The organism is Telluria sp. BA11 (genome assembly GCF_056680305.1).
In genome coordinates, this window is sequence record NZ_CM155275.1 from 5003094 (window position 1) to 5023114 (window position 20021).

22 protein-coding genes are annotated in these 20021 nt (G+C 66.1%); 10 read left to right on the forward strand and 12 right to left on the reverse strand.

The genetic code is table 11. The annotated features are described in order from the left end of the window. Positions 1–83: 83 nt before the first annotated feature. From kbl to moaD, 6 genes are all read left to right on the forward strand, one after another. Positions 84–1289, forward strand: a complete 1206-nt coding sequence (kbl, locus tag AC1MGT_RS22130; protein WP_499502125.1) for a glycine C-acetyltransferase — start codon at positions 84–86, stop codon at positions 1287–1289. Between the two features lie 26 nt (positions 1290–1315). Continuing rightward, on the forward strand, positions 1316–2278 hold the full coding sequence (locus AC1MGT_RS22135) for an NAD-dependent epimerase/dehydratase family protein (protein ID WP_499502126.1): 963 nt from the start codon (positions 1316–1318) through the stop codon (positions 2276–2278). A 37-nt stretch (positions 2279–2315) separates the two neighbouring features. Beyond that, on the forward strand, positions 2316–3698 hold the full coding sequence (locus tag AC1MGT_RS22140; RefSeq protein ID WP_499502127.1) for an L-serine ammonia-lyase: 1383 nt from the start codon (positions 2316–2318) through the stop codon (positions 3696–3698). A 148-nt stretch (positions 3699–3846) separates the two neighbouring features. Next, positions 3847–5322: a threonine synthase gene (gene thrC, locus AC1MGT_RS22145; protein WP_499502128.1), complete on the forward strand. Its 1476-nt coding sequence runs from the start codon at positions 3847–3849 to the stop codon at positions 5320–5322. A 1-nt stretch (position 5323) separates the two neighbouring features. Further along, complete coding sequence (locus AC1MGT_RS22150; protein ID WP_499502129.1) at positions 5324–6583, forward strand: molybdopterin molybdotransferase MoeA; 1260 nt, start codon at positions 5324–5326, stop codon at positions 6581–6583. Positions 6584–6590: 7 nt separating this feature from the next. After that, on the forward strand, positions 6591–6848 hold the full coding sequence (gene moaD / locus AC1MGT_RS22155; RefSeq protein WP_482898659.1) for a molybdopterin converting factor subunit 1: 258 nt from the start codon (positions 6591–6593) through the stop codon (positions 6846–6848). A gap of 44 nt (positions 6849–6892) precedes the next feature. Here moaD and dctP read toward each other — a convergent pair whose 3' ends face one another. The 5 genes from dctP to AC1MGT_RS22180 form a co-directional block, all read right to left on the reverse strand. After that, the gene (gene dctP / locus AC1MGT_RS22160; protein WP_499502130.1) at positions 6893–7933 is read right to left on the reverse strand and encodes a TRAP transporter substrate-binding protein DctP; all 1041 of its coding nucleotides are present in this window, start codon (positions 7931–7933) and stop codon (positions 6893–6895) included. 179 nt (positions 7934–8112) lie between these two features. Continuing rightward, positions 8113–8337: a hypothetical protein gene (locus AC1MGT_RS22165; protein WP_499502131.1), complete on the reverse strand. Its 225-nt coding sequence runs from the start codon at positions 8335–8337 to the stop codon at positions 8113–8115. Positions 8338–8350: 13 nt separating this feature from the next. Beyond that, positions 8351–9286, reverse strand: coding sequence for an alpha/beta fold hydrolase (locus AC1MGT_RS22170; protein WP_499502132.1), 936 nt, complete (start codon positions 9284–9286; stop codon positions 8351–8353). Next, positions 9283–9486 (reverse strand): helix-turn-helix transcriptional regulator, encoded by a 204-nt coding sequence (locus tag AC1MGT_RS22175; RefSeq protein WP_183552114.1) that lies wholly within the window; start codon positions 9484–9486, stop codon positions 9283–9285. The genes AC1MGT_RS22170 and AC1MGT_RS22175 overlap by 4 nt, the downstream gene beginning before the upstream one ends. Continuing rightward, entirely contained in the window at positions 9483–9893 is a 411-nt protein-coding gene (locus tag AC1MGT_RS22180; RefSeq protein WP_499502133.1) for a hypothetical protein, read from the reverse strand. The genes AC1MGT_RS22175 and AC1MGT_RS22180 overlap by 4 nt, the downstream gene beginning before the upstream one ends. A 136-nt stretch (positions 9894–10029) precedes the next feature. Between AC1MGT_RS22180 and AC1MGT_RS22185 the strand changes: the two genes are divergently transcribed. From AC1MGT_RS22185 to AC1MGT_RS22195, 3 genes are all read left to right on the forward strand, one after another. Continuing rightward, a complete protein-coding gene (locus AC1MGT_RS22185; RefSeq protein WP_499502134.1) occupies positions 10030–11286 on the forward strand; it encodes a TIGR03862 family flavoprotein in 1257 nt (418 codons plus the stop codon). 74 nt (positions 11287–11360) lie between these two features. Continuing rightward, complete coding sequence (locus tag AC1MGT_RS22190; RefSeq protein WP_499502135.1) at positions 11361–12551, forward strand: tetratricopeptide repeat protein; 1191 nt, start codon at positions 11361–11363, stop codon at positions 12549–12551. Positions 12552–12603: 52 nt separating this feature from the next. Then, positions 12604–12963, forward strand: a complete 360-nt coding sequence (locus tag AC1MGT_RS22195) for a hypothetical protein (RefSeq protein ID WP_499502137.1) — start codon at positions 12604–12606, stop codon at positions 12961–12963. Positions 12964–12966: 3 nt separating this feature from the next. Here the strand turns inward: AC1MGT_RS22195 and arfB are convergent, their stop codons facing one another. Then, positions 12967–13374, reverse strand: coding sequence for an alternative ribosome rescue aminoacyl-tRNA hydrolase ArfB (gene arfB / locus AC1MGT_RS22200; protein WP_499502138.1), 408 nt, complete (start codon positions 13372–13374; stop codon positions 12967–12969). Between the two features lie 187 nt (positions 13375–13561). Between arfB and AC1MGT_RS22205 the strand changes: the two genes are divergently transcribed. Further along, positions 13562–14779, forward strand: a complete 1218-nt coding sequence (locus AC1MGT_RS22205; RefSeq protein ID WP_499502139.1) for a YeeE/YedE family protein — start codon at positions 13562–13564, stop codon at positions 14777–14779. A gap of 183 nt (positions 14780–14962) precedes the next feature. Here the strand turns inward: AC1MGT_RS22205 and AC1MGT_RS22210 are convergent, their stop codons facing one another. The 6 genes from AC1MGT_RS22210 to hpnC form a co-directional block, all read right to left on the reverse strand. Continuing rightward, positions 14963–15769 (reverse strand): GIN domain-containing protein, encoded by an 807-nt coding sequence (locus AC1MGT_RS22210; RefSeq protein WP_499502140.1) that lies wholly within the window; start codon positions 15767–15769, stop codon positions 14963–14965. A gap of 5 nt (positions 15770–15774) precedes the next feature. Beyond that, positions 15775–16602, reverse strand: coding sequence for a DUF1700 domain-containing protein (locus AC1MGT_RS22215; protein ID WP_499502141.1), 828 nt, complete (start codon positions 16600–16602; stop codon positions 15775–15777). A 15-nt stretch (positions 16603–16617) separates the two neighbouring features. Further along, positions 16618–16767 (reverse strand): hypothetical protein, encoded by a 150-nt coding sequence (locus tag AC1MGT_RS22220; protein WP_343028146.1) that lies wholly within the window; start codon positions 16765–16767, stop codon positions 16618–16620. Positions 16768–16798: 31 nt separating this feature from the next. Next, positions 16799–18208, reverse strand: coding sequence for a hydroxysqualene dehydroxylase HpnE (gene hpnE / locus AC1MGT_RS22225; protein ID WP_499502142.1), 1410 nt, complete (start codon positions 18206–18208; stop codon positions 16799–16801). Beyond that, the gene (gene hpnD / locus AC1MGT_RS22230) at positions 18195–19028 is read right to left on the reverse strand and encodes a presqualene diphosphate synthase HpnD (protein WP_258837886.1); all 834 of its coding nucleotides are present in this window, start codon (positions 19026–19028) and stop codon (positions 18195–18197) included. The genes hpnE and hpnD overlap by 14 nt, the downstream gene beginning before the upstream one ends. Positions 19029–19133: 105 nt before the next feature. Continuing rightward, positions 19134–19943 (reverse strand): squalene synthase HpnC, encoded by an 810-nt coding sequence (gene hpnC, locus AC1MGT_RS22235; protein WP_499502143.1) that lies wholly within the window; start codon positions 19941–19943, stop codon positions 19134–19136. Between the last annotated feature and the right edge of the window lie 78 nt (positions 19944–20021).

The following is a 20021-nucleotide window of genomic DNA, read 5'->3' on the forward strand; positions in this document are numbered from 1 at the left end:
GTCTTCTACATCGAACAAACCCACGGTACAGCATCCGCCAACTGCCGGTCAAGCCGGACCATCCACGGAACAGGAAAAACACCATGAGCGACCAGACTTTCTACAGCGGCCTGCAGCAAAAACTCGACACCTTGCGTAGCGATGGCTTGTTCAAGCCGGAGCGCGTGCTGGCTTCGCGCCAGGGCGCCGAAGTGGTCGCGCAGGATGGCCGCACCTTGATCAATATGTGCGCGAACAACTACCTTGGCCTGGCGGGCGACCCGGAAACCCAGCAAGCCGCCGCCGCCGCGCTTGAAAAGTACGGCTACGGCCTGTCGTCGGTGCGCTTCATCTGCGGCACGCAGACCGTGCACAAGGAACTGGAAGCGGCGCTGTCGACATTTCTGGGCACCGAAGACACGATCCTGTACGCCGCCGCGTTCGACGCCAATGGCGGCGTGTTCGAGCCGCTGTTCGACGAGAACGACGCGATCATCTCGGACGCGCTGAACCACGCGTCGATCATCGACGGCGTGCGCCTATGCAAGGCAGCGCGCTACCGCTACGCCAACAACGACATGGCGGACCTCGAAAAGCAGCTGATCGCCGCCACCGAAGCGGGCAAGCGCCACAAGATCATCGTCACCGACGGCGTGTTCTCGATGGACGGCACGATCGCCCAGCTGGACAAGATCGTCGCACTGGCCGAGCAGTACGGCGCGCTGACCATGATCGACGAGTGCCACGCATCGGGCTTCATGGGCGCGACCGGCCGCGGCACCCACGAACACTGCGGCGTGATCGGCAAGATCGACATCATCACCGGCACGCTGGGCAAGGCCCTGGGCGGCGCGATGGGCGGTTTCACGTCGGGCAAGAAGGAAGTGATCGAGACGCTGCGCCAGAAATCGCGCCCGTACCTGTTCTCGAACACGCTGGCGCCGATGATTGCCGGCGCCTCGCTCGCGGTACTCGAGCGCATCTCCAAGTCCACCGAACTGCGCGACCGCCTGATGGAGAACACCGCGTACTTCCGCGCCGAGATCGAGCGCATCGGCTTTACGATCAAGCCGGGCACGCACCCGGTGGTGCCGGTGATGCTGTTCGACGCACCGGTCGCGCAGAAATTCGCGGCGCGCATGTTCGAGCTGGGCGTGCTGCTGTCGGGCTTCTTCTATCCGGTCGTGCCGATGGGCCAGGCGCGCGTGCGCGTGCAACTGTCGGCGGCGCATACCCGCGAACAGCTGGACGTCGTGCTCAAGGCATTCGAACAAGCCGGCCGCGAGCTGGGCATCATCAAGCAACAATAATAAATAAACACGCAAGGAATCACAGCATGGAACGCATCCTCATCATCGGCGCCAACGGCCAGATCGGCAGTGAACTGGTCAGCGCGCTGGCCGAGCGCCACGGCGCGCAGAACGTCATCGCGTCGGACATCGGCGAGAACAACCTGTACGGCGCCGCGCGCTACACCCGCCTGAACGTGCTGGACCAGGATGCGCTGGCAAGCCTGATCGCCGACGAAGACATCACCCAGGTCTACCAGCTGGCCGCCATGCTGTCGGCCACCGGCGAAAAAGCGCCACTGAAGGCCTGGAGCCTGAACATGGATGGCCTGCTCAACATCCTCGAGATCGCGCGCGAGCGCGGCGACGCCGGCAAGCCACTGAAAGTCTTCTGGCCCTCGTCGATCGCCGCCTTTGGCCCGAACACGCCGGGCGAACAGACGCCGCAGTTCACGATCATGGACCCGACCACGATCTACGGCATCAGCAAGCTGGCCGGCGAGCGCCTGTGCGAGTACTATCACAGCAAGTATGGCGTGGACGTGCGCAGCATCCGCTATCCCGGCATCATCAGCTACAAGTCGCCACCGGGCGGTGGCACCACCGATTATGCGATCGCGATCTTCCACGCGGCGCTGCACGGCGAGACGTACGAATGCTTCCTCGGCCCCGAGACCACGCTGCCGATGATCTACATGCCCGACGCCATCCGCGCCACCATCGAACTGATGGAAGCGCCCGCCGAACAGGTCGTGATCCGTTCGTCGTACAACGTGGCCGGCGTGTCGTTCAACCCGCGCGAACTGGCCGCCGCCATTCAAAAGGCGCGTCCCGGGTTCGCCATCGCCTACGCCCCCGACAGCCGCCAGCAGATCGCCGATTCGTGGCCGAAAAGCCTGGACGACAGCCGCGCGACGTCGGACTGGGGCTGGCAATCGCGCATCGGCATCGACGAGATGGTCGATTCGATGCTGGCCAATATCGATGTCGGCATCAAGGCGGCAGCGTAAGACCTCGCCTCAATAATAAAAAAGCAGGAGACACAAGATGGACATGAGCGTGTTTGATTTGTTCAAGATCGGTATCGGCCCGTCGAGTTCCCACACGGTGGGGCCGATGGTCGCGGCGCGCCGTTTTCTTCTTGAAAGCGGCATGCTGGACGAGGCGGTCGGCGTCGAGGCGCACCTGTACGGTTCGCTGGCGCTGACGGGCGTCGGCCATGCCACCGACAAGGCCGTGATCCTGGGCCTGATGGGCGAGACGCCGCAGGAGCTCGATCCGGCGTCGGTCGACGACAAGCTCGATCTCGCCGCGCTCGATGGACAGATCGCACTGCTGGGCATCAAGACGGTGCCGTTCGACGCCCGTGTCCACCTGGTCTGGCACAAGGCCTCGACGCTGCCCGAACACCCGAACGGCATGCGCTTCGTGCTGCAGCTGCGTGACGGCAGCATCATCGAGCGCATCTATTATTCGGTCGGCGGCGGTTTCATTACCGCGGCCGGCGAAGCGCAGGCGCGCACTCTCGAGCCCGTCGGCACGCCGGTGCCGTACCCGTTCGACACGATGGTCCAGCTGCTCGAGCACGGCCGCACGCACGGCCTGACGATCCCGCACATGCTGCGCGCGAACGAGCGCGTGCGCATGAGCGATGCCGATCTGGATGCTGGCCTGGATCGCCTGTGGCGCGTGATGCGCGACTGTATCTGCCAGGGCCTGAAGACGGAAGGGCGCCTGCCGGGCGGCCTCAATGTGCGCCGCCGCGCGGCAGCCCTGTGGAAGCAGGCGCAGGAAACCCAGCCACAGAACGCCTTGCCGCACGACGCCGTGCAGCAGGTCAGCCTGTACGCGATGGCCGTCAACGAAGAAAACGCCGCCGGTGGCCGTGTCGTCACGGCGCCGACCAATGGCGCCGCCGGCATCATCCCGGCCGTGCTGCGCTACTACGCCGAAGACTGCCGCCCGATCGATCCGCAGCGCGGCGTGCGCGACTTTTTGCTTACGTCAGCGGCGATCGGCATGCTGTGCAAGAAGAACGCATCGATCTCGGGCGCCGAAGTGGGTTGCCAGGGCGAGGTCGGCGTGGCGTGCGCGATGGCGGCCGCCGGGCTGGTCGCAGCGCTGGGCGGCACCAACGAGCAGATCGAAAACGCGGCCGAAATCGGCATCGAACACCATCTGGGCATGACCTGCGATCCGATCGGCGGGCTGGTGCAGATCCCGTGCATCGAGCGCAACGGCATGGGCGCGATCAAGGCGATCACGGCGGCGTCGCTGGCGCTCAAGGGCGATGGCGTGCACTTCGTGAGTCTGGACAGCGTGATTGAAACGATGCGCCAGACAGGCGCGGACATGCAGGTCAAGTACAAGGAAACGTCGCTTGGCGGCCTGGCCATCCACGTCGTGACGGTCAATCACGCCGCCTGCTGATTTACATCGGTTCAGCAATCGTTGGGCGGCCAGGGCATCGGCCGCCCAATCTTATTGGGTGACATGACTTTTTTGCAGCACAGCATACAATTTCTCTGGCTCCCACTATAATTGACGATCCACCCGAGCCAACTGGATCTACAACCGTATGCACTATGTGTCCACCCGCGCGACGAGCGCGTCCGCAGCACGCAATCCCGAGAATTTCTGTGACATCCTGCTCGGCGGCCTGGCCCCGGACGGCGGCCTGTACCTGCCGGCCGAGTACCCGCAGGTCACGAGCGCCGAGCTTGACGCGTGGCGCACGCTGTCGTACGCCGACCTGGCCTTCGAGATCCTGCGCAAGTTCGCTACCGACATTCCGGACGCCGACCTCAAGGCCATCACGACGCGCACCTACACGCCCGCCGTGTACTGCAACGCGCGTGCCGGCGAGTCTGCTGCCGAGATCACCCCGCTGCGCGTGCTGGAAGACGGCCGCAATGGCAAGCTGATCCTGCAGGCGCTGTCGAATGGCCCGACGCTGGCGTTCAAGGACATGGCGATGCAGTTGCTCGGCAACCTGTTCGAATATGCACTGGCCAAGAACAGCGATGAACTGAACATCTTCGGCGCGACCTCGGGCGACACCGGTAGCGCCGCCGAATACGCGATGCGCGGCAAGAAAGGCGTGCGCGTGTTCATGCTGTCGCCCCACGAGCGCATGAGCGCGTTCCAGACCGCGCAAATGTTCAGCCTGCAAGACCCGAACATCTTCAATATCGCCGTCAAGGGCAACTTCGACGATTGCCAGGACTTGGTCAAGGCCGTCTCGAACGACCTGACGTTCAAGGCGCGCCAGAAGATCGGCACCGTCAATTCGATCAACTGGGCGCGCGTCGTGGCCCAGGTGGTGTACTACTTCCGCGGCTACCTGGCAGCGACGACGAGCAACGACCAGAAGGTGTCGTTCACCGTCCCGTCGGGTAACTTCGGCAATATCTGCGCCGGCCACATCGCCCGCATGATGGGCCTGCCGATCGACAAGCTGGTGGCTGCCACCAACGAAAACGACGTGCTCGACGAGTTCTTCCGCACCGGCGTGTACCGCGTGCGCAAGGCGGCCGAGACGTTCCACACGAGCAGCCCGTCGATGGATATCTCGAAGGCGTCGAACTTCGAGCGCTTCGTCTACGACCTGGTCGGGCGCGACGCCGAACGTACGCACGCGCTGTTCCGCAAGGTCGACACGCATGGCGGCTTCGACCTGTCCGGCAAGCCGGGCAGCGATGGCGACGAATTCAAGCAGGTGGCCCGCTTCGGCTTCGCCTCGGGCCGCTCGACGCACAACGACCGCCTGGATACGATCCGGGACGTGGCCGACGACTACGACATCACCATCGACACCCACACGGCCGACGGCATCAAGGTCGCGCGCGAGCACATGGCGCCGCGCGTGCCGATGATCGTGCTGGAAACGGCGCTGGCCGCCAAGTTCAACGAGACGATCCTCGAAGCGCTGGGCACCGATGCCGAGCGGCCGGCCGGTTTTGACGACATCGAGGCGCTGCCACAGCGCTACGTCGTGATGCCTGCCGACGTCGCGCAAATGAAGGCGTACATCGCCGACCACACGGGGCTGTAGCATGAACGCACCAGGACAACGACCGCCGATGCTGACGGTGCGCGAGGCGCTGGACGTGCTGCTTGCCGCTGCGCGCCCCGTGACGGACATCGAAACGATCCCCACGCTGAACGCCAACGGCCGCGTGCTGGCAGAGGACCAGCTGGCTACCATTGACGTGCCATCGGCCGACAACACGCAGATGGATGGCTACGCCGTGCGCGCCGCCGACTGCGCGAGCGGCGAGGCGACGCTGCGCGTGGCCCAGCGCATCCCGGCCGGCCACGTCGGCCAGCCACTCGAACCCGGCACGGCAGCGCGTATCTTCACCGGCGCACTGATTCCACCGGGCGCCGACGCCGTCGTGATGCAGGAGCAGTGCGAGGCCGCGGGCGACAATGTGACCGTGCGCCATGCGCCGGCCGACGGCGAGTGGATCCGCCGCAAGGGCGAAGACATCGGCGCTGGCAGTGCGATCCTGACCGCTGGCACCCGCTTGCGCAGTCAGGAACTGGGGCTTGCCGCTTCGGTCGGCCTGGCGACGCTGCCCGTGCACCGGCGCCTGCGCGTGGCCGTGTTCTTCACGGGCGACGAACTGGCGATGCCGGGCGAGGTGGCAGCACAGGATCTGGCGCCCGGCGCGATCTACAACTCGAACCGCTTCACGCTGCGCGCGCTGCTGGAAAACTTCGGCTGCGAGATCACCGACTTCGGCATCGTGCCCGACACGCTGGCCGCGACGCGCGCCACGCTTCGCGATGCCGCGCAGGCGCATGACCTGATCATTACGTCGGGCGGTGTGTCGGTGGGTGAAGAAGACCATATCAAGCCGGCCGTCGAGGCGGAAGGGCGCCTGTCGATGTGGCAGATCGCCGTCAAGCCCGGTAAACCGCTGGCGTTTGGCATGGTGCGCCGTGAGGCCGAGGCCAACGCGGCTGATGCGTTCTTCCTTGGCCTGCCAGGCAATCCGGTGTCGAGCTTCGTCACGTTTCTGCTGTTCGTGCGGCCGTTCTTGCTGCGCCTGCAGGGCGTGCGTGGTCCGGTCGAGCCGCGCAGCTATCTGGTGCGCGCCGATTTCAACTTGCTCAAGGGCGACCGCCGCAACGAATTCCTGCGTGCGCGCTTCAATGCAGGCGGTGGCCTTGAACTGTTTGCGAACCAGGGTTCCGGCGTGCTGACGTCGACCGTGTGGGGCGATGGGTTGATTGATAACCCGCCGGGCAATGCGATTGCCGCGGGCGACCTGGTGCGCTTCATCCCGTTCGCCGAACTACAGCATTAGGATTGTCATGAAGATCAACGTGAAGTATTTCGCCGCGCTGCGCGAAGCAGTCGGTACGGGGCAGGAACAGCTGGACCTGCCCCCTGACGTGGCGACCGTGGGCGCCGTGCGTGAACTGCTGCGCGCGCGCGGCGGCGTATGGGCCGAGGCGCTGGCGCCCGAGCGTGCAGTACGCATGGCCCATCAGCAAGTGATGTGCGACGGCGCCACACCCGTGGCGGCCGGCGCCGAAGTGGCGTTCTTCCCGCCCGTGACGGGCGGGTAAGGCAGGTTTCTCCGCCCGTGACCGGCGGGTAAGTCCAAGCTCGACTAGATCGCGGAGATCGACTGCTCGGCCAGCGCCATCAGTTTGGCACAATTGCTGTTGCGGGCCGCGAAGTCCTTCCAGGCCGTATTGCGGGCGACTTCTTGCCAGCCGCGCAGCGCGTCGGGATTCAGGTCGACCACGCGCGCGCCGACGCCGCGGTACACGGTGGCGACTTCGGCATCGTCCATGCGCGCCGAATTCATCGCAAACTTTTCCAGATCGGCACCGACCGTCATCACCGCCTGCTGCTGCGCCTTGGTCAGGCGCTCGAACACGGTGCGCGACATCAGCAACGGCTCGAACATGAACCAGTACGAGCCGGCGCGCGCCGTCGTCAGCGAACGGGCGGTCTCTTGCAGGCGGAACGAGATCAGCGACGTCGATGACGTCAGCGCCGCATCGAGCGCGCCGCTGCGCAGGGCGTTGTAGATCTCGTTGGATGGCATGTTGACGACCGTGGCGCCGGCGTTTTGCAGCAGCATGTCCATCTCGCGCGAGCCGCCGCGCACTTTCAGGCCGCGCGCGTCTTCGGGCGTGATGATCGGGTCGCCGCGCGAGGCGACGCCGCCGGCCTGCCAGATCCAGCTGACGATGATCAGGCCCTGTTCGCGAAGGATGCGCGACAGTTCACGCCCGACAGGTGCGTTGCGCCAGCCATAGCCCTGTTCGTACGACGTGACCAGTGCCGGCATCAGGCCGATATTGGCTTCCGGCGCCTCGGCGCCCGCGTACGACAGCGGCACCAGCGCCATGTCGAGCTTGCCGCTGCGCAGCGCGCCGAACTGCGCGCCCGGCTGCATCATGGTTGAGTCCGGATAGATCGAAAACTTAACGCCGCCACGCGTGCGCTTTTCGACCTCGGAAGCGAACATGCGGCACAGACGGTCGCGGAAGTCGCCCCGCGCGATGCTGCCGCCGGGGAACTGGTGCGAGATCTTGAGATTGTTGGGCTGGGCCCACGCCGAGCCCATCCAGAGCGGGCTGGTGGCGAGCGCACCGAGTACTGTCCTGCGCGTAGCGAACGATTCGATTTCTACCGACATATACATCCTCCAAGATGTTGTAACGGACTGCCGGGCGAATCGTGGCGTGCCTCGTCGGTGCGGGCGTCATCGTTCGCAGCTGGCCACGACAAGAATATGCCTGCTACGCGGCATGTCAAGCAGAATATTGCAGATCTGACAAATCGAACATCGTGAAGGAATACTGTGGCCGGTGGTCGTCAGCGCACCTGCTCATCCTTGCAGACGGCGCAGCCGATCCCGCGGCTGGCCTGGCGCCAGCGCGAGCCGACGAAGATTGCCGCCGCCGCGGCGGACCAGCCCAGCGTCGCGGGCCAGGTGGCGGCCAGGCTGTCGCCGCGCATCAGGTCGACGGCGGCGAGCAGCAGGAACATGGTACCGGCGGCCAGCAGGAACTGGCCGATCCAATAGGTGACAGGGCGCATGGAAAACTCCTTATCAACGACGGTCGAAAAAGCGGCGCAGGATGCCGGCCAGGGCCAGCGGCTGGTCGATCATCAGGAAGTGCCGGGACGGCGCGATCGGTACCACCTCGACCGAGGGAATGCCCTCGACCAGGCTGCGGTAGTGCGCGACCTTGTCGTCGGCCGTCATGGTGTCTTGCGCCCCATCGTACTGGTAAAACGGCGCCACCACCAGCACCGGCGCGGTGATTTTTTCGAGGCCCGGGCGCAGGTCGAGCGCCAGCGCGTCGGCCACGTAGGCGCCGACGGCGGCGCGGTCGCTGCGCAGCAGCAGTGGCGTGATGTCGTCGGCCTTGCCGATGTCGAGCACGCCCTGGCCGCGCATGTACTGGCGCTGCTGGGCAGCCCAGGCGTTGGGGTCGGCGACGGCCATCGTGTCGCGCACCCGCTGCGCTGCTTGCGGGCGCTGTGCGGGCGGCATGTTTTCGGTGCCGGGGAACACCGGCAAGCCGTCGAGCGCCACGACGCCCCCGATGCCGTTGCCTAAATCCTGCGCCACGGCGTAGGCGAGCGTGCCGCCCAGGCTGTGGCCGACGAGGATCGGCTTATTGAGCTTGCGCTGCGCGATCAAACCTTCCAGTGCGGCGCGCGCGCCTTCGAAGGGTTCGCCAGTTGGGCCCGGGCGGCCGTCGAAGCCGGGCAGCGTCACGACATACAGTGTGAACTCGTCCTTGAACTGGCGGATCACGTCCTGCCACACCCACGGGCCGCTGGCCAGGCCAGGAATCAGGATCACCGGCCGGCCCTTGCTGCCATGGCGCTCGACCAGCAGCGCGCCGGATTCGAAGGTTTCGGCCGGCTTGATGCTGGCGGCAAAGCGGTTCGCAGTCTGGGGCGCCGGGGCCGAAGACTGGGCGGCGGCAAAGGGGGCGGCGCCAAGCGCCAGGGTCAACAACAGTGCAGCTTTCATGCGGTCTCCTGATCAGGTGTGAAGATGGCTTCGACCGGCAGGCCGAACAGCCGGGAAATGGCAAAGGCAAGGGGCAGGCTGGGATCGTACCGGCCCGTTTCAATTGCGTTGACACTCTGGCGCGAGACATCCAGGCGCTCGGCCAGGTCGGCCTGGCTCCAGCCCTGCGTGGCGCGCAGTTCGCGGATACGGTTTTTCATCGCGTCTGCAGCTTCTCGTACACCGAGCGTACCAGGCAGACGAGCATGGTCGCGACGCACAGCACCATCCACACGGCGAACATCGACATGCGTGGATAGCCGGCGGTCTCCAGAAAGCCGTAGCTGAAGGTGAGTCCGGCGGTCAGCCCGGAGGCCAGCGCGAACGATTCGAGCAAAAAGCTGCGAAGGTATTCGTCGACCCGGCCCAGATGACGGGCGATCGCCCACAGCGCCAGGCAAAAGCCGATCATCGGCGAGAGCAGCACCAGGATGCGCAGCAGGCCGTCGTCCATTGGCCTGCCGAAGCGGATGGAGGCCATCAGCAGCACAGCATAGACGAGGAACGCGCCGGCCATCTCGCGCAGATACGTCCTGTGAACCCGCTTCTCGTGCTTGCTCGCAGCCATCTGGTGCCTCTCGTGGTTAGTAAAGGATGCTTTACATCGTAGGCCCGTTATTTTGTGATGTCAAGCATCCTTTACATGATTTTCTGGGACCCGAAACCGACTACAATGCGGGTCCCGCTTTTTCTCGTTCGTCATCATGACCCAGCCCGCCAATCCTGCCGTTTCGCCCCGTGTCGTCGTGATCGGCGGCGGTCCTGCGGGCCTGATGGCGGCCGAGACGCTGGCGGCAGCGGGCGTGCAGGTCGACGTCTACGACGCGATGGCCAGCGTCGGGCGCAAGTTCCTGCTGGCCGGGAAGGGTGGCATGAACGTCACGCACTCGGAACCGTATGCAGATTTCGTGCAGCGCTACCGCGACCGCGCCGTGCACGTGAACGGCTGGCTCGAAGGGTTCGATGCCGACGCCGTGCGCGCCTGGATCCACGACCTCGGCATCGAGACCTTCGTCGGCACGTCGGGCCGCGTGTTCCCGCTCGAGATGAAGGCCGCGCCGCTGCTGCGCGCGTGGCTGCACCGCCTGAAGGACAGCGGCGTGCGCTTCCACATGCGCCAGCGCTGGCTCGGCTGGCAGGATGGCCGCCTGCGCTTTGCCACGCCGGACGGCGAACGGCTGGTCGAGGCCGACGCGACGATTCTGGCGCTGGGCGGCGCGAGCTGGGCGCGCCTGGGCTCGGACGGCGCCTGGGTCCCGCTGCTGCGCGAGCGCGGTGTCGAGGTGGCGCCGCTGGTGCCGGCCAACTGCGGGTTCGACACGGGTTGGAGCGCGCATTTCAGCAGCCGCTTTGCCGGCGCGCCGCTGTTGACGGTGGCGGCCGGCGTGCGCGGTGCCGACGGCGCCATCGCCTGGCGCAAGGGCCAGTTCGTCGTCACGGAAGGCGGCGTCGAAGGCAGTCTGGTGTACGCGTTGTCGGCACCGCTACGCGACGCGATTGCGCGCGATGGCAATGCCACGCTGTGGCTCGACCTGGCGCCGGATTACAGTGCTGAACGTGTGTTTGACGAGCTCACACGCGGGCGGGGTTCCCGCTCGATGTCCAGTCACCTGCAAAGCCGGCTCGGGATCAAGGGCGTCAAGGCGGGCCTGCTGCACGAGTGCCTGTCGAAGGCCGATTACGCCGATCCGGCGCGGCTGGCCGCTGCGATCAAGGCGCTGCCGGTGACCCTGCTCCGCACGCGCCCGATCGACGAGGCGATCAGCAGTGCGGGTGGCGTGCAATTCAATGCGATGGACGGCGAGAGCGCAATGCTGCGCGCGCTGCCCGGCGTGTTCGTCGCCGGCGAAATGGTGGACTGGGAAGCGCCCACCGGCGGCTACCTGCTGACTGCCTGCTTTGCCAGCGGACGCGCGGCAGGGCGGGACGTGCTGGTCTGGCTGGATGCTGCACAGCGGTGACATTCCGTGATCTAGTCGGGGCGCATGCTTGGTAAGATAAGCGCTTCATCAGCGTTTCGCGCCACGGCCCCTTCATGACTTCTTTTCGCGTACTGACGCTCGCAACCCTTCTCGCCGCTACGCATGTCGCCGGCGCCCCGAGCGCCCATGCAGACGTCGGTTGCGGCCAGCCGTGTCGTGGCCTGGTGCTCGAAGCGCAGGCGCTGGAGGGCCGCGCCCGCTACCAGGAAGCACTGGCGAAGTACAGGGCTGCCGAACAGGCCGATCCGACCGCCTCGATCCCACTGTCGCTGGCGGCGGGCCTGGTGCTGAAACTCTCGACGGTGGCGCCGCAGGACAAGGCGCCGCAGCTGCGCGACATGTCGCGCGCGCTGGCCGAGCGGGCAACGCTGCTGGCCGCCGACGATCCGGTGGCGCAGGAAGTCTTGCGCATGCTGGACGATCCTGCCCCACCACCGCTGCATCAGCCAAACCCCAGGGCGGCGAAATTGATGGCCGAAGGCGAGGCGGCGTTCGCGCGCCAGGACATCAAGGCCGCGCTGGCAAAGTACGAGGCGACGATGCTGGCCGATCCGCAGTATTCCAGCGCCTGGGTCGCTGCGGGCAACTGTCATTATGTGCAACGGGACTGGAAGGGCGCCGAGGCGCTGTTTCGCCAGGCGACCCTCATCGAGCCGCACAATTCGCAGGCCTGGCGCTACCTGTCCGACGCGCTGTTCTACCAGGACAAACGGGCCGCGGCCGAGGCCATGCTGTACAAGGCCATCGAGGCCGATCCGTCGCAGCGGCCCAACTGGAGCAAGCTGGCCAGGTACCGGGCCGGCGCCGGCTTGCCACTGAAGGCGCTGGGCTTGCGCCGCGGCGTGCGCGTGGCGGAGAATGCGGACGGGAAGTACGTGATCAGTCTCGATTCGAAAACGGATGCCGAGAAGACGCCCGATCACGCATTCCGGCTGGCGCTGGGTATGACGGAAGTAGCGCTGCGCACCGAAGACAAGGACAAGCGCCAGTCGGCGTTCGAGATCGAGCTCGAAACGTGGCGTCGGGCCTTGAAGATCGCCGACGAGGCCGAGGCCAATAGCGGCGAAGGCATCCTTGATCCGGGCCTGCTGCAGGTGCGGGCGCTGGCGCGCGAAGGGCAGCTCGAACCGGCGATCCTGCTGCTGATGTTCCGCCAGGCGTACCGGCCGGCGCTGGGAGCGTGGATGGTCGCAAATCCGGGTGGGGTCAAGTATTTCATCGACCGCTATGGCGTGATGCCTTGAGCATCCTGCAGCCGGGCGCTGGCATCCCGGGCTGGCAGGTATAGTCGACACCATGCCTTCTTCTTCCCGTTATCCGAATACGCCGGACGGCCGCTACTTCGTCGTCAAGGGGCGCCTCTGGCGCAGCAGCAATCCGCATCTGGCGCCGGAAGAGCGGCAGCAGTTGGTCAATGGGCTGATGGATGCAAGGCGGCAGGTCGGGGCGGCGCTAAAGGCGAACGATGATGCGGCCGAGCGTGCGGCCCGCGCCGGTGTCGACGAGGCCAAACGGGCGCTGGGAGAGCGCGGGCCGGTCTGGTGGACCGATGGCGCGCCGGATTACAACCGGCGCATGGTGGTCAATACGCCGTATGCGGTGTGGTATGCGGCGCTGGATAACGTGGAGTCCGAGACTTTGCACGCTTCCGAGTGACGTTCAGTCAGTAACCTTGCCCCGCAGTGCCTTGGTCTGGCTGCTGCGCGTCTTGCCGTCGAGCCGCCGCAGTTGCGAGCCGCGTGTCGGCCGGGTGGGGCGGCGGGTGACCGGCACGATCGCGGCCTTGTCGACCAGCTCCTGCAGGCGCCGCAGCGCGTCTTCCTTGTTCTGTTCCAGACTGCGCGACTGCTGCGCCTTCAAAACCAGCACGCCTTCATGCGAGATGCGCGTGTCGCGCAGCGCCAGCAGCCGCTCCTTGACCGGCTGTGGCAGTGATGACGCCGGAATGTCGAAGCGCGCATGGACGGCGCACGAGACCTTGTTGACGTTCTGGCCGCCCGGGCCCTGGGCGCAGATCGCGGTGAATTCGACCTCGGCCGGATTGATATGTGGAGTGATTGCGGCCATCTTGGTCCTGGTTTGGTCCTGATTGCATGATGCGCCGTGCAGGTTGGCAGCAGCTGGCGCATTGTAAGCGCTGACGCGCCGGCCTGCTGCCTGCCGTGTCTGCGGCGCGCAAAATGGGCGCGCGGCCAGCAACGATTGTCAAAAGCGACGACAATACCGGCCTACTTTCATTTGCACGGTCCCTGTCATGTCCAATTCTTCCACTCTGTCGATGCCGCCCCGTGTCGACCTCAATGTGCGCCCGCTTGGCGTGGCGTTGTTCCTGCTCGTGCTTGGCGCGTGGTATCTCGCACAGGCGGTGAGCGGCCGCCAGTCGGCGCTGTACATCGTCGGCGCGCTGCTCGGCGTGGCGCTCTACCACGCGGCGTTCGGCTTCACGTCCGCCTGGCGCGTGTTCATCGCCGACGGCCGCGGCGCCGGCCTGCGCGCGCAGATGGTCATGCTGGCCGTCGGCGTGGCGCTGTTCTTCCCGGCGCTGGCCGCCGGTACGCTGTTCGGCAACCCGGTGACTGGCCTGGTGCAGCCAGCCGGCACGTCGGTGATCTTCGGCGCGTTCATTTTCGGCATCGGCATGCAGCTGGGCGGTGGTTGTGCGTCCGGCACGCTCTACACGGTCGGTGGCGGCAGCACGCGCATGATCGTCACGCTGCTGTTCTTCATCATTGGCTCATTGATCGGCACCGCGCACATGCCGTTCTGGACCTCGATGCCGCAACTGGCGCCGCTCTCGGCCGTCAAGGAACTGGGCCTGGCGCCGGCGCTGGCGCTGAACTGGGGCATCTTCGCGCTGATCGCGTTCATCACGATCGTCGTCGAAAAGCGCCGCCACGGCAAACTGGTCCCGGCGCATGTGCAGCCGCCGCATCGCTCGCCATGGCTGCATGGCCCGTGGCCACTGCTGGCCGGCGCGCTCGCGCTGGTGGTGCTCAACTTCGCGACGCTGGCGCTGTCAGGTCGGCCGTGGGGCGTGACGTCGGCGTTCGCCCTGTGGGGCGCGAAAGCGGCTGCAGTGATGGGCATCGATACGGCCAGCTGGGCCTACTGGTCCACGAAAGCCAACGCCGCCGCACTGGCCTCGCCAATCTCGCAGGACGTCACGTCGGTGATGGACATCGGCATCGTGCTGGGCGCAATGCTGGCAGCGGCGCTGGCCGGCCGCTACGCCCCAGTCTGGCGCCTGCCGCTGCGCTCGCTGATCGCCGCCATCGTCGGTGGCCTGCTGCTGGGCTACGGCGCCCGCCTGGCCTACGGCTGCAACATCGGCGCGTACTTCAGCGGCATCCTGTCAGGCAGCCTGCACGGCTGGCTGTGGCTGGTCGTCGCCTTCATCGGCAACGTGGTCGGCACCCGCTTGCGCCCGTTCTTCGGCCTCGAAGTCGAGCGCCTGAAACCCACCGCTTGCTAAGCAAAAAGTAGGGTCAGTGTCGATTTATTGAGAAATTGATTAACTGAAGTTGTCAAACAATTCGACTCTGACCCTAATTATTCAAAAGGCAATTGCCCAACAATTGGGGTCAGAGTCGAATTATTGAGCAACTGATTTACTGAAGTTGGCAAACAATTCGACACTGACCCTATTTGTTGGGGGTTATTCTTCGTAGGTGACGCTGCCGCTGCCTGTGCGGCTGGTGCTGCGTTCGGCGGGGTTGCCGTAGACTTCGACGTCGCCGCTGCCGCTCAGGGTGATGCGGATGGTGTCGCGGGCTTGGACGACGCTGTCGCCGGAGCCGGTCTGGCTCAGCGTGACTTCGCTGGCGCGCAGGTGTTCGGCGTCGAGGCGGCCGGAGCCTGTTGTGTCGGCTTCCAGCGCGCGGGTGGTGCCGGAGACCGTGATGCTGCCGGAGCCCATCAGGCGGGTGTCGACGCGGTCCATGGCGGCGCCGCCATTGACGTCAAGGTCGCCGCTGCCCGTCAGGCCAACCGTGGCGTCGCGGTAGCGGCCATTGAAACGCACGCTGCCCGATCCATTGAGCTGGACCGCGATCGCGTCGCCCGAAAAGCCGCTGATCGTGCTGTCGCCGCTGCCTTCGATCGTCACCGACGTCAGCACTGGCAGCACCAGCTCGACCACCAGCGGTTCGCGGTGGCGCAGCACCATGCCGCGGATGCCAATCCGAAGGACCTTGCCGTCGCCGGTGACCTCGACGTTGCCCAGCATGCGCTGCTCGCCGCTCACCCGGAGCATTGGCGTGGCGCCGTAGCGCAGATTCAGGTCGATGGGGCCGTCGAGCTCGACGATCTCCACGCCGGCCGGCACCGGGCGCGTATCCTGCGCGACGGCGCGGCCTTCGGCGGCGCTGACTGTGCCGCTGGCCTTGAGCATGCTGTAGCTGAGCGCCACGAGCACCGCTGCCAGCAGCAGCAGGCTGAAACCCACTTTCATCAATGAGCGCATGGCGGCTATCCCTTCAACAACGACATGTTCATGTTCACGTAGCGGCGGATGCCGGCGATCGTGTACTTGCTGAACACCAGCGACAGCAGGAACAGCGCGATACCGCCGAGGATCAGCCCGCACCCGAGCACCACCTGCGTCGTGCGCGAATCGGGATCGAGGTCGGTCGTGATCTGAATGCGGCGCTCGGCCACCGCTTCGGCGCCGCGCAGCACGCGCGAGCGCTTGTCACGGTTGTCGCTGATGACGTCGGCGGCCTGTCCATCGTCGCCGGCCTCGGGCCGCAAATCCGGTCGCAGCACCGGCTCTTCGTACACTTGGATGCCATGCTCGCCGATCGACACCCGGGTCTGTGTTTCGCTTGCGCCGTCGTCGTTCGTCATTTCGAGGCGGCTCAGCGGGGCGCTCAGCACCAGCTCGTTCGAGCCGGCCAGGCCACTGGCGGTGACGGCAATGCCCGACACATAGACGCCAAACGCCGACATGTACAGCGCCATCAGCAGCGACGCAAACACCGCCGCCGGAATCAGCATGAACAGGTTGAACACCAGCAGGCCGAAGCCCGACACCATGGTGCGCGCCACGGAGCCCGCTGGCGGCGCCGGCTTGTGCGCCAGCTGCGCGAAATGGGCATTGGTGCGCAGCGTCAGTGCGACGTCGCGCGGGTCGCCCAGTTCGCGGGCGACATCCGGTTCAAGCCGCCCGAGCGCTGCGCCGTCGACGAAGCGCTGTTCGTACCAGGCGAGCGTCTTGGCCTGCACGTCGGGCGGCAGCCCCATCAACGCGCGCTTGAGAGCATCGAGGTAGTCGAGCTTGGAGAAAAAGTACGCCATACGATACGCGCCGGCCTAGTGGTGACCGAGGACCGGGATGGCACCGATCGCGCTGGCCGTGCCGTGCGCGGCGCCGCCGATCAGTTCCGGCATGACGAGTACGAGCGTGCTGGCCGCCACGAGAAGCAGCAGGGCGACCGTTCGCAGTCCGAGTCGGGGTGTCATGGTGGTGTCCATCAGGGGTGTTTCGATGGTGCTACTGTACGGCGCCGGCCGCCGCTGCACCATCGCCGTGCGACAGGCTGCGCTTTTCGCGGGGCAGGGCGCCGTAGGCGAGGATGGCCGTCGCTGCTGTCTGGCCGCTGCGCACCGCCGTCTCCAGCGTGGCCGGGTAGTCGCTGGCCGTGTAGTCGCCCGCCAGCACCACGCCCGGGAGTGGCGTAACGTTGCCTGGCCGGACCAGGCCGGGTGCGCAGGTGAACGTGGCGCGCTTTTCCGTGATCAGCTGTGTCCAGACCGGCGTGCCCAGTTCGGGCCGGCCAAAGTCGTGCGCCAGCTGCGCCGCAATGGCGCCCGCGAGCGCCTCGCGCGGCAGCGCTGCAGCCTCGGCGGCAGCGCTGACGACGACGGCGAACACGCCATCCTGGCCAGGATCGAGCTGGGCGCGGTCGAACACGAACTGGCCCCAGCGGCCCGCTTGCGGATCGTCCAGCAGTGCGTAGAACGGCAGGTCCAGGCGCGTGCCCGGTGCATATTGCAGGTAGCAGGTGGCAATCGGCTCGTAGGTGAAACCATCCAGTTGCGCGCTCAGTCCGGCGCAGTCGGCAAACGGCGCCAGCAGTGTAGCGCTTGTGCTGGCCGGCGTGGCCAGCACCACGGCATCAACCTGCTCGTCGCCCGCGCCCGTCGTCAGGCACCAGCCATCGCGATTCACGTTGCGCGCGAGCGCCGCAACCTTGACGCCAGCGCGCACCGCATGGCCTTCACGCGCCAGCCAGGCGCCGGTAGGCTCCGGAAACAGCGCACCCATCGCCACGCGCGGCAGCAGCATGTCGGATGCCGCGCGCCGGCTGGCGCCCAGGCTGTCGCGCAGCACGGCCAGGAACACATTGGCCGACGCGCGCTCGGGCGGCGTATTGAGCGCCGCGATGCACAGCGGACGCCACATCAGTGTGGTGAGTCGCTCGGTCTGGTCAAAACGTTCGAGCAGTTCGGCCACCGTGCAATCGACGTCCAGCGCCCAGCCCATCCAGCGGCCCGCGCTGTTGAAACGGGCCAGCGCGAGCTTGTCGGCGCGCGCCAGGCCCTTGGCGCGCAGCAGCGCGAATGCCAGGTGCAGCGGCGCGGGCAGGCGCGGCGCGACGAAATCCATGCCGGCGCCGCCGGGCGGATAGCGCATCTGCACCGGCAGGCGCAGCAATGCCGCATGGGGATCGACGCCCACCTGGCGCAGCATGCGCAGCGATTCGGCGTACGCGCCCAGCAGGATGTGCTGGCCGTTGTCCAGCGCCAGGCCGCGTACATCGACCCCGCGGGCACGCCCGCCAAGGGTGCGCGCCGCTTCGAACAGGATCACATCCGCGCCCTTGCGCGCCAGCGTCACTGCTGCCGCGCAGCCGGCCCAGCCCGCGCCGACGACTGCAACGCGCAGCCTAGGTGCGGACATACGTCTTCCACGCCAGCCACAGCTTGCGCAGCGGCGTGAGCGAGATGCGTTGATTGAGCACGTGGTAGCCGTCGCGCTGGATTTCATCGAGCAGCGTGCGGTAGATCGACGCCATCATGAGTCCCGGACGCTGGGCGCGCCGGTCTTCCTTCGGCAGCAGGGCCAGCGCTTCGTCGTAGATGGCTTGTGCGCGCTTGGCCTGGAACGCCATCAGCGCTTCGAATTTCTCGCTGTGCTGGAGCTTGAGCAGGTCGTTCGCCGTGACGCCAAACTGCTGGAGTTCGTTCACTGGCAGATAGATACGGCCCTTGCGCGCGTCGTCACCCACGTCGCGGATGATGTTCGTCAGCTGGAACGCGAGGCCCAGTTTTTCGGCATACGCCAGCGTTTGCGGATTGGTGTAGCCGAAAATGCTGGCCGACAGGATGCCCACGACGCCCGCCACGTGCCAGCAGTAGCGCTGCAGGCCCGGGTAATCGAGATAGCGGCTCTGGTCGAGATCCATCTCCATGCCGTTGACGATGGCCTGCAGGTGCTGTTCTTCCAGCTTGTAGACGGCGATATGGGGCTGCAGCGCCAGCATCACCGGATGCGTCGGCGTGCCCGCGTACATCTTCGAGACCTCCGTGCGCCACCAGGCCAGCTTGATGCGCGCGACGGAACCGTCGGTGGCTTCGTCGACGGTGTCGTCCACCTCGCGGCAAAAGGCGTACAACGCCGTGATCGCGCGCCGGCGTTCGGGCGGCAAAAACAGGAAGCTGTAGTAGAAACTGGAGCCGCTTTGAACGGTCTTTTGCTGGCAGTATTCGTCTGGAGACATGAAAATCGTCGTGGAGTGCTGGTTGGGCGGCTGCGGCACGGCTGTGCCGTCAGGCGAGCATTCTAGCAGGGTAGACAGCGCTGCCGGCGATGTGCGCCGTGACTTTTACATGCGCAGTGCGCCCCAGCCCACAGCAACCCAGTCCGCGGTGGCCAGCGTCGGGCGGTGCCTGAACACATCGTAACCGGCCCGCTCGATCCGGTCGAGGATGCGCAGGCCGCCCTGAACGATCATGCGCAGCTCCCAGCCGATGCGTCCCGGCAGCCGCCTGGCCAGCGGCGCGCCGGACAGCATCAACGCGCGAGCACGCTCGACCTCGAAGCGCATCAGGGCCTGGAAGGGTGCATCGACGACGCCCGCCTTCAGCGCCGTTTCGCTGACCTTGTACCGCGCCAGGTCTTCCAGCGGCAGGTAGATCCGGCCTTTCGTCAGGTCGATTGCGACGTCCTGGATGAGGTTAATCAGTTGCAGCGCGCTGCAGATCGCATCCGAGTCGCGCAGGTTGACCGTGTCGTCGGCCTCGTACAGGGCCAGCATCAGGCGCCCGACCGGGTTGGCCGAGCGGCGGCAATAGTCGAGCAGGGTCGCGTATTCCTGGTAGCGCGGCGTGACGACATCCTGCCGGAACGCCGACAGCAGGTCGCGCATCGGCCCCACCGACAGCCGGTACTGCGCCACGACATGCGCCAGCCGGGCGAACATTGGCTCATCGGGAACGCTGCCAGCCTCGATGCGGTCCAACTGCTGGTCATAGGCTTGCAGCGCCGCCAGCCGTTCGCCGGGCGCGGCGTCGCCTTCGTCGGCGAGGTCGTCGGCGCTGCGCGCAAAGGCGTAGATTGCCTCGACCGCCGGCACCAGGCGGCGCGGCATCAGGATCGACGCAACAGGAAAGTTCTCGTAGTGATTGACGGCCATATTTAGAGGGAAGACGCTAAAGTCGTCACATTGTCTATTTGCATGATTATAATTGCTGAATTACAAACTGGCGCCAGC